This is a genomic window from Brevibacillus reuszeri, from assembly GCF_001187725.1.
Lineage (GTDB): Bacteria > Bacillota > Bacilli > Brevibacillales > Brevibacillaceae > Brevibacillus > Brevibacillus reuszeri.
Window position 1 is genome coordinate 1178739 of the sequence record NZ_LGIQ01000009.1, and the last position, 13250, is coordinate 1191988.

Below are 13250 nucleotides of genomic sequence, written 5' to 3' on the forward strand. Positions count from 1 at the left end.
CAACAGAAATTTTATCAAAACTATGGTGGTCAAGCAACAGCCTGACGGTTAAAAAATCATTAAAATTTACGCTCAATGATAAAATTTGCAATTCCTGTGAGCGAAGTTTTCGCTTGATTATCAGGCAGATCCGACAAGATTGCATGCGCTCGCGTGATATAACGCTCCGCCAGCTTCTGTGAAAAAGCTATTCCCTCATCAGCCCGAACGAGGCGAATCGCTTCATCGGTGTGATCCCAAAACGTATTTTCCGCAATCCATGACTGGAATTGTTTCGCTGCTCTGCCATGATGAGCTGTGTATAGCGCAGGAAGTGTAATATTGCCATGAAGCAGGTCGCTTCCGGCTGGTTTTCCCAGCTGCTTCTCTGTTCCCGTAAAATCCAGAATGTCATCGGTAATCTGGAAAGCCATCCCTACGTTATACCCGTACCAGTACATTTTCCGAATCAGCTCTTCGGTCGCACCGCTGGCAACGGCCCCCAGCTGACAGCTGATTGCAATGAGCAGAGCTGTCTTGCGTTTAATCCGACGCAAATAAGTCCGGAAGTTCTGGTCCCAGTTGTTCAAGTCCTTGACCTGTTCGATTTCGCCTTTACAGACCTCAACGATGGCATTGGACAAGATTTGATGCAGCTGCGGAATCGGCAACTGAGACGCAATCGCCAATGCCCGTGCAAAGATATAATCACCCGCATACATGGCTACCTTGTTGTCCCACTTCATCCGAACGGTATCTTTTCCGCGTCGCTTGTCTGCATCATCAATCACATCGTCATGAACGAGTGACGCCATGTGAATCAGCTCAAGCGGAACAGCAACATGCTTCAAACGCTTGAGATCATATTTTCCCCACTTCCCCCCGAGCAGCACAAATACAGGACGAATCCGTTTTCCTCCTGCCTTGAGAAGGTGGGTAGAGGATTGGTAGAGCTCACGCACATCCGTATCAATGGACTTTTCCAGTTCATCCTCAATATACTGGACGTCCTTTTTCATCTTGAAGTAAATATCGACTAGGTTCATCCGTTCCACCTATCTCGTCAACGTAGTTTTGGTCTGCCGGCCCCCAGCCTGCCACAGGTCGACAGTAGTTGGTGCCGCCAGAAGTCCCAGCTCTGCCGCGCATCGGTAGTAATACTCTAGTCCGATTCGCTGTACGTCGCCGAAATCATGCTGCAAGCCCTGAAAATAGCGGACCCACTCTTCTTTTTCTCCTCCGAAATGGGTGTGAACGTAATCAATTAAGGGAGCTGGATTTTCTTTTGTCTTCCTCTTGCTGTCCAAGAAGGAAGCATGTACTTCTGCAATCAAATCATGATGGTCCGCAATGGCTGCCTTGCGCAAAGCCCATATGGCGAATGTCATGGAATACCCCGTAAACTGATGCCACAGTTCTCCCAAATCATAGACGTGCAGGTTGTGACTGTTTCGTTTTGCCTGGATTGCGTCATCGCCAATCAAAAGCGCTGCATCTGCTCCAAGCAACATTTCCTCTAACACAGGTTCTTGTGTAACGTAAGAAATCTCATAATCGTAAAACTTAAGGAGAATGATTTTGAGCAAGTTGACAGTAGTCGCTGATGTATTTGTGAATGCAATCTTCGCCCCATTCAGCTGCTCGATCGGCTTCTTGCTGAACAAGAAAAGGGAGCCTACTCTCCCTTTGGCGCTGACGGACAAATCCGCTAGCGCCACGTATTGGGAAGCATGCTCAGCATAGCTAAAGGAAGAAATCGGACCCAGATCAATCTCGCCAGCAGCCATGGCCTGGTTCAACTGGGCAGGTACCTGTCGAATAAATTGAATCCGATCCTCGAATTTAGGCTGGTCAAAGTAGTAGTAAACAGGGAGTACGTTTGTGTATAAGATTTGTCCGACTCGCAAGGATTTTTGCATGCTTCCTATTCCCCCCAACGCCGAAACAGCGAGTGTGGCACATCAAGTGCATCCAAAGTTTTCCCTACTACAAAATGAATGAGGTCATCCATTGTTTGCGGTTTCTGATAAAAACCTGGCATCGCCGGCAGGATTTTCACACCGAGTTGACTCAGCTTCAGCATATTTTCCAGGTGAATCGCATTCAGTGGCGTTTCTCGCGGCACGAGTACCAAGCGGCGTCCTTCTTTGATCATGACATCCGCCACCCGCTCCAACAGATTCCCCGATGCTCCATGAGCGATTCCTGAAACCGTTCCCATCGAGCAAGGTACGACAATCATCCCGTCGCACCGGTAGGAGCCACTCGCGGCAGGGCAGTTAAAATCGCGCAGTCCCCAATAATGCAGCTCACCGGGAAAATCCTGCTTCAGCTTTACCTGTACAAATCCTTCCCTGTCATCGGTTTCCCAATCCAGCTCATCATGAAAAACCTGCCAGCCCGCTTCCGTTATCATCAGGTGAACGATATGTCCTGCACGAAGCAGCTCTTGTACCAGTCGCACCCCGTAAATGGCACCACTCGCACCCGTTATCCCAACAGCCCATTTTTGCTGGCTCATGAGATCACCAAATCAATCATCGTGAAGACAAACATGACGACACTCAAAATCCCATTCATATTAAAGAAAGCGACATCAAGCTTGGATAGATCGGTTGGCTTCACGAGACTGTGCTCATAAATGAGAATCGCACCGGAAATCAACACACCAATCAAAAACCAGATGGACAGGTCTGCTACCGCATACAACGACATCAGTCCTACAAAGGTAAGAATGTGACAAACACGTGCAACGATCAGGGCGTTCTTGATGCCAAAGCGGCTCGGCATGGAAAACAGCCCTTCTTTGCGGTCAAAATCAGCATCCTGACACGCATAAATGATATCAAAGCCCGCCGTCCAAAACATCACAGATGCAAACAACAATAAACCAATCGGGTCTACCTGACCGGTTGTAGCTACCCAACCGCCGAGTGGACCAAAGCCGATTGCTACACCCAAAATGAAGTGGCACAACCACGTAAACCGCTTTGTATAGGAATACAGCACCAATACGAAAACAGCCAGCGGCAGCAGTTTGACTGCTAAATCATTTAACTGGTATGCCGCAATGAACAGAACGGCAAAAGACACAACAATAAACGCAATAACTTCCAATATGGAGATGAGTCCAGCTGGAATGGCCCTGGTAGCCGTACGCGGATTTCTCGCGTCAATTACCCGGTCGATTACCCGGTTTAACGACATGGCCGCGCTGCGTGCTCCCACCATCGCTACTGTGACCCAAAAGATTTCCATCCAAGTAGGCCAAGCCTTTTCTATTACAATACTACCCAAAACAGCTCCCATAAAAGCAAAAGGCAGAGCAAAAAGGGAGTGCTCGAATTTTATCATTTCCAAAATTATTTTCAATTTACGAAGTCCCATGTCTTACACTTCCTATCCACTAAAGAAATACTGGATCATCCCACTACTACAGCGGGGACCAGTAAATGAAAAATTACTGTTTGGTTCCGATGTGCAGAGCGGAAACTCCACCCATGAACAGCTTGATCTGGACAGGGTCCAGTCCTGCATTTTGAAACATTTTCGCCAGCTCTCGACTGTCCGGAAAATTGGTTAAGGATTGCGGCAGCCAGGCATACTCTTCATACTTGTTTACTGTCCACTTTGCAATCAGTGGCAAGATTTTATAGAAATAAAGATAAAATAGCTTTCGATAAGGAATAAAGGGAGGCTTGGACACTTCCAAAGAAACGACTTTACCGCCCGGCTTAACGACTCTTGCCATTTCATTCAATACTCGCTGTACATCGGGCACATTGCGCAAGGCAAAGCCGATGGTAGCAAAATCAAACGTATTGTCCTCATAAGGCAAATTCATCGCATCGGCATTCACCAGCTTGATTCGATTGCCTACTCCGGCGTTTGCAACCTTGTACGCTCCAACATCCAGCATATTTTGGCTGAAGTCAAGCCCAACGACACTGCCCTCCTGTCCAACCGCTTGCGCCAGAGCAATCGTCCAATCCCCTGTCCCACAAGCCACATCCAAAGCAGTATGGCCAGGCTGTATGTTCATCTGCTTCATGGTGTAGTTTCGCCAGGCGACATGACTTCCAAAACTAATGACGTTATTCATCTTGTCGTACTCATCCGCAATGCTTTCAAATACAGAGTGAACGTATTCTGCTTTGTCTTTCATTTGGGTTTGGTCCACTAGGCTTACATCTCCTCAATTACCCTTTTCAAGCGATTAATCCGATGGGAGTATCTCGCTGTTATCGCTGAGAGCATGCTACGCGTTTCTACCGGATGCAGGGTGCGCACCATCTGCTCGCACATCCCGATCAATTCCATAGCGGTATGCTCGACGCTGGACAACACCTGCGCGAGTGTAGCACCTGGTTTTTGCAGCAAAAAACGGGCAAAACCAAAGGGAACTTGTTCTTGCCACTTGATTTGCTCCCATTCTCCGATGACACTCTCTACCTTGGCTGTTTCCTTCATCAGCTCCATCCAGAAACGACGGCTGTCTTCGGAATCGGCGTACTCCTCAACGATTGCTACATACAATCCTGTATCAATCATATTGCGAAGCTCCCAGTATTCTTCATCTGTCGGAAGCTTGCCATCTCGACCTGCTGTATACAGCTTCATTTTGGCTTCATTGACTCTTTGAATGGCACCAGATAATGTTTGAATCGCTTTGATTTCACTTGCTTCCGCGAGCAAATGATAGTAGCGGGCACTGTAGTAATCCCCAGCCAATACCGTCAACTGTCTGCTGCGTTCTGCCGTCTCTGATTGTTCATACTCGTTCTTCACATGTTCGTGCATGTCCAGTCCCAGCTGGACGAGTCCCGTCGCTGTGCAGAAAGTCACTGCCCGTTCCTTGGTCATGCCCTGCTCCAGTAAAAACAGGTACAAAAGCTCAAGACGATTTTCCGCCATGGAAGGAACATCAACGTAATATTCTACAAAGGGATGGGTAGATCGCTTGTAGATCTGTTCGACAATCAACCGAACTTCTTCTACATAGGGGGTGTGTTCTTTGCTCATGCGTCCTCCTCCACAAGCTGCGCAACCTAAAGATGTCTGCCTGCTTTCGTACACTTCCATCATACTTAGCCGTCCGGTCAAAAGGCCGTCCCTGTTATCATACCATACTTCTTTGGTCAGGGACTAATTCTCTCATAAAAATAGGGCTCAATTCGAACAGGAAATGTATCTCTCACATATGCTTCCACATCTGACAGCTCAGCTAACGGTTTGATCGGGTTAGGTAGGTTTTCATTACTCGATTGAATTGCTACAAGTAGCTTTGAATCTTGGGTGGTATCCGTCACTTCTAGCAAGCGAAAATATACTTGTTTCACATTGTCAGTAAGCGTGAACAAATCATGTGTCAAGCCATAAAAATCGTAAAAAACATGAGGAAGCTCTACCTTTTGATCGGAATTCACTGCTAAATCGACATAAATTGACGAGTTTTCCCATTTTATACGCTTAATATTATAATGTGTTTCTACCCTTGTAAACAAATCCAACGTATTTTGCTCGCTCAGATGAATGGGATGCGTTGCTTGAAATGTGGGGATGTCATTCATTTTCCAGCTATTACTTGGCACAAGAGAGAGCAACAGTGCGATCAATGTGGAAACGGCGATAGCCGTCACGAATTTGCGGGGCATGGGCATCCCTCCTCTCCACCATTGTACAAACAAAAAAAGCAGGCTATGCCTGCTTTTATGGAAAACAGCGAGATCATTCTGTTGTATCGATCGTTCCGTGCTGCGAATAAATGAGTGCTTTCCCTCGCACTTTTATCGCGGAAGTATGCTCCGTAAATTGAAAGATCATGACTTCGCCTTTATCCAGCTTTTCTGTGTGATGGAAACGAGTGTCAGTACCTCGTGTAAGTCCGATCACATGCACGCCATTTTCTTTCGCTTTGACGACAAAGTAATCTTGATTAAAACTAGATGGTTGAGACACGCTGTTCCCTCCTGACGATTACGGTATCACGATTTCCTAGTAGGTTGTCCCATTCGCCTGCAATCGGTTCATGATTTTCTCTACATAACGCTGTGTTTCCTGTGGCAGCTGCTCGTATTTCGCTTCTAGTTCTACATCCGTATCAATCCCCAAGCGGCTGACTCGCCCTGGCCCGGCATTGTAAGCAGCGAGCGCTACCTTCACATTGCCATCATAGCGATCCAGGAGAGATTTCAAGTACTTGGTTCCGCCCGCCAGGTTCTCATCCGGATTATACACATTTCGCACATGCATCGCTTTTGCGGTTTGATCCATGAGCTGCATAAGTCCCTTTGCCCCGGCATGAGAAACAACCGTCGGATCGAAATTGGATTCAGCTCTGACTACTTCACGAACCAAGTCGGAGTTTACACCTATTGCGCGTGCCATTCGGTCAATTTTTTCTAAAATTTCTTTGGGAGCGATCGCTGTCGCCTTTTCATCAGAAGCATATGTTTTCGACATATCGGCATTGCGGCCAAAGGCACCTGTTGAAAAGTCCAGATCAGGCGAACCGTCAAGCTCCGCTAAAATTTCCTCTGAGGTAATCACTCTTTGTCCATTTGCTATCTTGTCTTGTAAAAGAGTAGCAAATAAATCCTCATCACCTGTTGGAAGAATAGACTGCTGCGTGCCATAATCATTGTATTGCGACAGCTGGTTCAAATATGGCTGTAGTGATACAGGAACATTCATGGTAACGAACAACCCTTCCTCGCTAGTCTTCTTCCCATTATAGAAAAGAAATATCAGGAAGCCAATAGCGAAATTGGAATCCAAGGTTAAACAGATTTGCAAGCACGGCGATGTCGCCATGAGGCGGCCTCAAAGTCGCAGCTTCACCTTAACGTTAAGAGCGGCTCAAATGCTTGCTCGCAACAAAAAAGAAGCCTGTTGCTTAGGCTTCTGGTCTGTTCATATAAATGGTCGGAATGCAGGGATTCGAACCCTGGACCTCACCCACCCCAAGGGTGCGCGCTACCGGGCTGCGCCACATCCCGACGTGCTCACATTTACGTGAAAGGGAAAATTCAAGGTCTGAGTGATCGTCTTTCATTCAGTAATGAAACCGTTCTCTTTACCTATGGGCTCAATTATACAGTACATCAGCCCACCCTCGCAAGAGTAAAAAGCGAATTTTTGCCAATCATTTTTTATCAGAGTAGGTTCCATTACTTGCTACTCTCGTAGCGGAGTACAAACTTACTGATAGAAAGAAAGTAGAGCTCTCTTTGCATGCACGAAAGAATCATTTAAGGCGCAGAGACCTCCTTACACTTCAGATGCTGTCATCGAATCAATGCGCTATTTTAATAATGCATTTCCGAAAAACACATGAATTTTGGACTTCGTCTCACCTGCAACCATACGCGGTTCTAACTGCAACGATTTGATCCCAGTATCATTCACCTTTACCAGCTGGCTTTTTTTCTGTAATGCCTTCAGCCCCACAAAAGGAAAAGCCGATCGCATATTTAGACGATCAGCTTTTTCAAACTAGGAACGAATCAGACTGAATACTTCTGCGCGAGCTGCAGCGTCCTTTTCAAACACACCGCGTACTGCTGAGGTGATTGTTTTGGAGCCTGGCTTCTTCACACCGCGCATAGTCATGCACATATGCTCCGCTTCTACTACAACCACTACCCCATGCGGGTCCAGCTTGCTTACGATGGCATCCGCTACTGTGGTTGTGATTCTTTCCTGCAGTTGTGGACGACGTGCGACGGTATCTACAGCACGAGCCAGTTTACTCAGGCCCACCACACGACCTCCCTTTGGAATATAAGCGACATGTGCCTTTCCAAAGAACGGAACCAGGTGATGCTCGCACATGGAGTAGAACGGAATGTCTTTGACCAGAACCATCTCTTCATGATCCTCGCTAAATACCGTTTCAAAATACTTTTGTTCGTCTATGTGCATGCCTTCAAAAACTTCGGCGTACATTTTTGCCACACGCTTAGGAGTATCGAGCAAGCCTTCACGATCTGGATCTTCACCGACTGCTTCCAAAATCATCCGAACCGCTTGCTTAATTTTATCCAAATCAACGTTCATCCTTGTACCTCCTACTTGATGACACACCACTTTTTACAAACCTTGTGGTACGCCAAATCCTTGTACCTGCATGACGCTTTCATCAGCAGGCGAAACATGCTCATCTTATCATACTGGATGCAAAAAAACAAAAAGATCTGACAAGATTTTCATGCTGAAGTGTATGTAAGCAGAAAAAAACCCACATTGCGGACAATGTGGATTTTTTTATGTAAGTGCTTCGTTTGCAATCGTAAAAGATTACTTGATGGAATCTTTGAGTTGCTTCCCTGGTTTGAAAGCAGGTACTTTGCTGGAAGCGATTTCGATCTCTTCACCAGTTTGTGGGTTACGACCTTTACGAGCCGCGCGCTCACGAACCTCGAAGTTACCAAAGCCGATCAGTTGGACTTTATCACCCGTTTTCAGTGCATCAGCAATTGCGTCGAGAACCGCATCAACTGCTTTGGTTGCATCTTTCTTGGTGAGTTCAGTGGTTTCAGCCACTTTTGCAATCAGTTCTGTTTTGTTCATTCTTGTTCACCTCCCCTCAAAGAACACCAAGTCCTAGCTATTATTTTTCTTAACCGAAACGAAGCATTTTATACACGATTGGTTGTTTTTACCGATCTGACAAGCTTATAGTAATACACCGATTTCTTAAATTCAAGCCCCTCCTGTCGAAATAAAGCGAAATACAAGAAAAAAAGGCTTCCCGTCACGGCGGGAGCCCCTTCTGCACTCGCTATTCATAGGACTTATTACCTAGTCCTTAGAGTATAATTGCAATCAGTCCACCTGAACCCTCGTTAATGATGCGACCCAAGGTTTCTTGGAGCTTGTAACGCGCATTGTCCGGCATCATCGTGATTTTTGCCTGGATACCCTCTCTCACGATGGAATGGAGGGAGCGACCAAAAATATCGGAGTTCCAGATCGATAGTGGGTCCTTGTCAAAGTCTTGCATCAGGTAGCGGACAAGCTCTTCACTTTGTTTTTCGGTACCGATGATCGGAGCGAATTCGGACTCGACATCGACTCGGATCATATGGATCGATGGAGCTGTTGCTTTCAGTCTTACCCCAAAACGTGGGCCTTGACGAATCAGCTCAGGTTCGTCCAAGGTCATTTCATGCAACGACGGAGCCGCTATCCCGTAGCCAGTACTCCGGACCATGTGCAAAGCCTCCGCCACTTGGTCGTATTCTCTCTTGGCATGGGCGAACTCTTGCATAATTTTCAAAAGATGGTCTTTTCCGTTGATTTCGACACCCACAATTTCCATCAGAATGCGATCATACAACTCGTCTGGCGCATAGAGATCAATCTCTGCAATCCCTTGGCCCATGTGCATTCCAGCGAGGGACGCCCGCTCAATGAAGTCATAATCATTGAAGAAGCCGACGACACGGTCCACGTCGCGTAACCGGCGAATATCCTGCACAGTCTCACGTACGGCTTCTTCATAATTCTGACGGAGCCAGTGTCCATTCTCCAGAACCATAACCCAGCTAGGGAGGTTCACATTCACTTCATGTACTGGGAATTCAAACAGTACTTCTCTCATGAGCAAAAGCACTTCTTGCTCCGTCATCTGATCGACAGACAGGGCCACAACCGGCACATCGTATTTTTCCTGAAGCTGCAAACGGAGATTTTGTGCTTCGTCTGAGCGAGGGCGTGTAGAGTTGACGACGATAACAAAAGGCTTTCCGACTTCCTTCAACTCACTTACGACTCTCTCTTCTGCATCAATGTATCCCACGCGCGGTATCTCAGCGATGCTGCCGTCCGTTGTCACGACGATCCCAATGGTGGAGTGTTCCTGGATTACTTTGCGTGTTCCTACCTCAGCAGCTTCCTCAAACGGGACAGGCTCCTCATACCACGGTGTATTCACCATGCGAGGGCCATTATCGTCTTCAAAGCCTTTTGCCCCTTGTACCGTATAACCGACGCAGTCAACGAGGCGAACGTTGATACTGAGTCCTTCGGTTACGTGTACATTGACGGCCTGGTTAGGAACAAATTTAGGCTCTGTCGTCATGATTGTTCGGCCCGAAGCGCTTTGCGGCAATTCGTCTGTAGCGCGGATCCGCTCAGCTTCAGACTGGATATTCGGGATGACGACCTGCTCCATAAACCGCTTGATAAAGGTCGATTTTCCCGTACGAACCGGACCTACGACACCTAGGTAGATGTCTCCGCCCGTCCGTTCGGCAATGTCTTTAAAGATATCGACTCGTTCCACCATCGATGACCTCCTTCTATTTGTCTATTTTTACACTATGACCGTTTTTCCGAATTATCCCTGACCGTCAGTATTTTCGTAGGGAATCTCGTACTAGTTTCGTGGACAGTACAAATATATGTATTTTTGGGATAACTAGAACAAAAAAAAACGACCCACGATGAGTCGTTTTTCTCCGTTCACGTATAAGAATGTACAGGAGTCGTGCTTGCGAATTCTAGAGCGAATAGTAACTCTCCGCGCGAATCTGTTGCCGCTCCTTCTTGTGAAAGCCTCGCTAAAGGCCTTCTTACAGTTTCAACAATTTTGGTTCGCCATCAACCAGCTCGTATGGAAAAGACTTTGCTGGCACAAACATGGACTCCCTGGCCAGTACGTACCGCGGATCTGTATTTGGCGTTACCGTCACCTTTGTCTCACGAAGCAGTGTCGCAATATCGGCCCCGTAGTCGATACCAACCTGCCCCTGCTCATTCATCACCAGCGGCAGCAGATAGTTTCCCATCGTGGACTGAACCTGCCACACTTTTACTCCAATTTCTGAGTGGTCAATTGAATAATAACCATTCCCCAGATCAGCCTGGATGGGTAATTTATTAAAATAGTTACGGTAGCGGTCAACTGCGCTCTGGACATCCGCTACGGTACTGACCGCTCCCAAATGGATCAGTTTTGCTGTTGGTTTCGTCTCCACATCAATCAAGACATACTTGAATACACCGCCTTTTTCAAAGGCATTTCCCGGTACGTCAGGCATATATTTCGGAATCATTCTCCGAAATTCTATCTCGTATTTTTCAAAAATGGGAGTATCGAGTGGTTTCGTTACGATTGGCAAAACCTGTGTATCCTTTTGAAATTGCTCAATCGCTTTTTGTGTTGCATCTAGAAAAAATGTACTTGGAACCTGATTTTCTGCTTTTCGTTCATCCGGATACAGACAGCCTGTCAGAACGACAGACAGGACCGATATGCTCGCCACCAGCTTGAACGTTTTACGCCATGATTGCCACATGCTGTTTTCCACACCTCTTAGCCTCAATCTTCATTTTCACTGCGTTCTCGTTCCAAAGCAGCCTGTACGACTGATTTAAAACGACTCTCAGGAATACGGATGGTACAATCCTTTTGTGTTACCTTAGCCTGACAGCCAAGACGAATGCCTTTGGCCAAATCCTGCTCAGGCATCTTGCGTAGCTCAAGAGCAGTTGGACTTGTCAGCTCTCCATTCTCCAGGACAATCCGACACATGAGGCAGGAAGCGTGTCCTCCGCACCTCTGAGGGATAACCACTCGTGCAGCAGCAGCTGTGCTGACGAGCGTTTGTCCAGCTCTTGCTTTGATACTCTTGCCCCCTGGCAAAAACGTTACCTTGCCCATATATACTCCGCTCCTGTCAATACGGCCGATGAGTGAGCATTACATCTCCCTCGGAAACGACCTGAATCTGACAGCCAAGACGATAGCCCTCAGCCCGCTCTGCCTTGCGAAGTCGCAGTTTCTCTTCTTGCGTGATTTCGTTCAAGTATTCGGCTCCTTCAACTACCAACGTACGACACTGTGCACATACTCCTCGCTGGCATGCGTGACCCCAGGTTACTTTGTTTTTCTTGGCAATCGTCACAATGGTTTGGTGCAGCTCTACTGGCAGCTCATGACTGCCAGAGCGCGTATGTAAAGTTAATTGCGCCATTCTTCGCTCTCCTTACACAAAAATTACAATCAGAATCATTACAAAAACCGCTATTAGCAGCAAAAAAGCGCATGTTTTTACTAGAAAACGCAACAGGGCATTTGTCATTTTTCGTGCAAAGATCATGAGTAAATTGCAGACGAACATCAGGCCGATGGCCAGCAGGGAGATGTTCATCTTGGTCATAGGATCGATATACATCTGGATTGCAGCATCCTTTGCATTTTTTGCTTCATTATACCATACTTCTCCAGCCTTCGTCTGACAGCGTTCGAACCTCCTTCTGGACATTCGCATAGACTATCGTGATGAAGAACGCCCAATGGAGGGATGGAAGTTGAGCAACAAACCCAATAACCGGAAATGGCGGAATCCTTATGCTCCCATACCCAGCAAAAAGCTAAGTGAGCAGCAGGTGACAGATGTATCACTGGCTGTCACACCTAAAAAGCTGCTGCCAGCCGTAGACCTGCGATCATCGGTATCCAAAATGCGCACCAATATTAAAGGGATCAGCACAACGATCCGGCAGGTAGAAGAGACGATGGATTCACTTTACGGTGCTATGGAGGTATTTGAAAATCTGGGAAAGCGCACGCCTGAGCCTGAACCTGCTGTAGCCGCTGAAAAGCCCACTTCCAAGCGAAAGGCTGCTGCAGAGCCCGAAAAAGAAAAGGTCGTCGAGCAAGCAAGTGATAAAGAAACAGGAGCGAGCAGCAACCCTTTAGCGAATATCGATATCGGTCAGCTCCTGGGACTTCTTCAATCTCCACTCGTGCAAAACTTGTTGAGTCAAACGGTTGGCAACAGCATCTCCAAGCAACGAAAAAAAGAGGGATGAGATCCCTCTTTTTTTCTTGGTTCTGTAGGTCAGCCATGTCCCTGTAGAGCCATGATTGTTCCTAGTCTTACTGTATGATCGTTTTCTCAGCAGGTAACGGGCATAATCGCCCATTTCTCCTACTTCAAAAGCTTGGTTATGGATGACATGTCATGGATGCTAATTTCTTGATTGCGGAACATTTCAATGATCTTGTCTTCCTTTTCGGCAGTGATCTTCTTTCCGGTCAAAGCAGCAAGCGACTGAATAATTTGACGAAGCTTATCTTCGTCCTCAAAGTCACTTCGTTTTACTTGCCCTGCCAGCGTACGCAATTTTGCTTCATCCACTTGTTCACTGTCTTTTCCTTGCAGCTTTTTCAAAAAAAAGTTGTTCATACCTCTCTCCTCCTGCTACCTAGGCTTTCATCCTATGGTATGTGCAGGAGCCTAAATGTGTGAGGCCTAAAA

The 13250-nt window shown here is 46.9% G+C and carries 18 protein-coding genes and 1 tRNA gene; 1 reads left to right on the forward strand and 18 read right to left on the reverse strand.

Going from position 1 to position 13250, the window contains the following annotated elements; genetic code table 11:
• Window positions 1–59: 59 nt before the first annotated feature.
• The 17 genes from hepT to ADS79_RS19925 all read right to left on the reverse strand — a co-directional run bounded on the left by hepT (window position 60) and on the right by ADS79_RS19925 (window position 12161).
• Window positions 60–1025 carry a heptaprenyl diphosphate synthase component II gene (gene hepT, locus ADS79_RS19845; RefSeq protein WP_049740113.1) on the reverse strand — a complete coding sequence of 322 codons (966 nt, stop codon included), beginning with the start codon at window positions 1023–1025 and terminating at the stop codon, window positions 60–62.
• Between the two features lie 9 nt (window positions 1026–1034).
• Window positions 1035–1898 carry a menaquinone biosynthesis protein gene (locus ADS79_RS19850; RefSeq protein WP_049740114.1) on the reverse strand — a complete coding sequence of 288 codons (864 nt, stop codon included), beginning with the start codon at window positions 1896–1898 and terminating at the stop codon, window positions 1035–1037.
• A 5-nt stretch (window positions 1899–1903) separates the two neighbouring features.
• On the reverse strand, window positions 1904–2500 hold the full coding sequence (locus tag ADS79_RS19855; protein WP_049740115.1) for a UbiX family flavin prenyltransferase: 597 nt from the start codon (window positions 2498–2500) through the stop codon (window positions 1904–1906).
• Complete coding sequence (locus ADS79_RS19860; RefSeq protein WP_049740116.1) at window positions 2497–3366, reverse strand: UbiA-like polyprenyltransferase; 870 nt, start codon at window positions 3364–3366, stop codon at window positions 2497–2499. The genes ADS79_RS19855 and ADS79_RS19860 overlap by 4 nt, the downstream gene beginning before the upstream one ends.
• A 73-nt stretch (window positions 3367–3439) precedes the next feature.
• Window positions 3440–4159, reverse strand: a complete 720-nt coding sequence (locus tag ADS79_RS19865) for a demethylmenaquinone methyltransferase (protein WP_049740117.1) — start codon at window positions 4157–4159, stop codon at window positions 3440–3442.
• A gap of 5 nt (window positions 4160–4164) precedes the next feature.
• Entirely contained in the window at window positions 4165–5001 is an 837-nt protein-coding gene (locus tag ADS79_RS19870) for a heptaprenyl diphosphate synthase component 1 (protein WP_049740118.1), read from the reverse strand.
• Window positions 5002–5117: 116 nt separating this feature from the next.
• Window positions 5118–5633, reverse strand: coding sequence for a hypothetical protein (locus tag ADS79_RS19875; RefSeq protein ID WP_049740119.1), 516 nt, complete (start codon window positions 5631–5633; stop codon window positions 5118–5120).
• A 73-nt stretch (window positions 5634–5706) separates the two neighbouring features.
• Window positions 5707–5937: a trp RNA-binding attenuation protein MtrB gene (gene mtrB / locus ADS79_RS19880; RefSeq protein ID WP_049740120.1), complete on the reverse strand. Its 231-nt coding sequence runs from the start codon at window positions 5935–5937 to the stop codon at window positions 5707–5709.
• 36 nt (window positions 5938–5973) lie between these two features.
• Complete coding sequence (locus ADS79_RS19885) at window positions 5974–6792, reverse strand: lytic transglycosylase domain-containing protein (RefSeq protein ID WP_236700045.1); 819 nt, start codon at window positions 6790–6792, stop codon at window positions 5974–5976.
• A 108-nt stretch (window positions 6793–6900) separates the two neighbouring features.
• A tRNA-Pro gene (locus ADS79_RS19890) sits at window positions 6901–6977 on the reverse strand.
• A gap of 496 nt (window positions 6978–7473) precedes the next feature.
• On the reverse strand, window positions 7474–8037 hold the full coding sequence (gene folE / locus ADS79_RS19895; protein ID WP_049740121.1) for a GTP cyclohydrolase I FolE: 564 nt from the start codon (window positions 8035–8037) through the stop codon (window positions 7474–7476).
• A 240-nt stretch (window positions 8038–8277) separates the two neighbouring features.
• Entirely contained in the window at window positions 8278–8550 is a 273-nt protein-coding gene (locus tag ADS79_RS19900) for an HU family DNA-binding protein (protein ID WP_005831316.1), read from the reverse strand.
• Between the two features lie 238 nt (window positions 8551–8788).
• Window positions 8789–10267, reverse strand: coding sequence for a stage IV sporulation protein A (spoIVA, locus tag ADS79_RS19905; protein ID WP_049741075.1), 1479 nt, complete (start codon window positions 10265–10267; stop codon window positions 8789–8791).
• Between the two features lie 289 nt (window positions 10268–10556).
• The gene (locus tag ADS79_RS19910) at window positions 10557–11282 is read right to left on the reverse strand and encodes a hypothetical protein (protein ID WP_049740122.1); all 726 of its coding nucleotides are present in this window, start codon (window positions 11280–11282) and stop codon (window positions 10557–10559) included.
• A 23-nt stretch (window positions 11283–11305) separates the two neighbouring features.
• Window positions 11306–11647: a 2Fe-2S iron-sulfur cluster-binding protein gene (locus ADS79_RS19915; RefSeq protein ID WP_049740123.1), complete on the reverse strand. Its 342-nt coding sequence runs from the start codon at window positions 11645–11647 to the stop codon at window positions 11306–11308.
• A gap of 16 nt (window positions 11648–11663) precedes the next feature.
• Window positions 11664–11960, reverse strand: coding sequence for a 2Fe-2S iron-sulfur cluster-binding protein (locus ADS79_RS19920; protein WP_049740124.1), 297 nt, complete (start codon window positions 11958–11960; stop codon window positions 11664–11666).
• Between the two features lie 12 nt (window positions 11961–11972).
• Window positions 11973–12161 carry a DUF2768 family protein gene (locus ADS79_RS19925; protein WP_049741076.1) on the reverse strand — a complete coding sequence of 63 codons (189 nt, stop codon included), beginning with the start codon at window positions 12159–12161 and terminating at the stop codon, window positions 11973–11975.
• Window positions 12162–12297: 136 nt separating this feature from the next.
• On the opposite strand from ADS79_RS19925, the gene ADS79_RS19930 reads away from it, so the two are divergent.
• Window positions 12298–12801, forward strand: a complete 504-nt coding sequence (locus ADS79_RS19930; RefSeq protein WP_174769576.1) for a hypothetical protein — start codon at window positions 12298–12300, stop codon at window positions 12799–12801.
• Between the two features lie 119 nt (window positions 12802–12920).
• Here the strand turns inward: ADS79_RS19930 and ADS79_RS19935 are convergent, their stop codons facing one another.
• Entirely contained in the window at window positions 12921–13178 is a 258-nt protein-coding gene (locus tag ADS79_RS19935; protein WP_049740126.1) for a stage VI sporulation protein F, read from the reverse strand.
• Window positions 13179–13250: the final 72 nt, after the last annotated feature.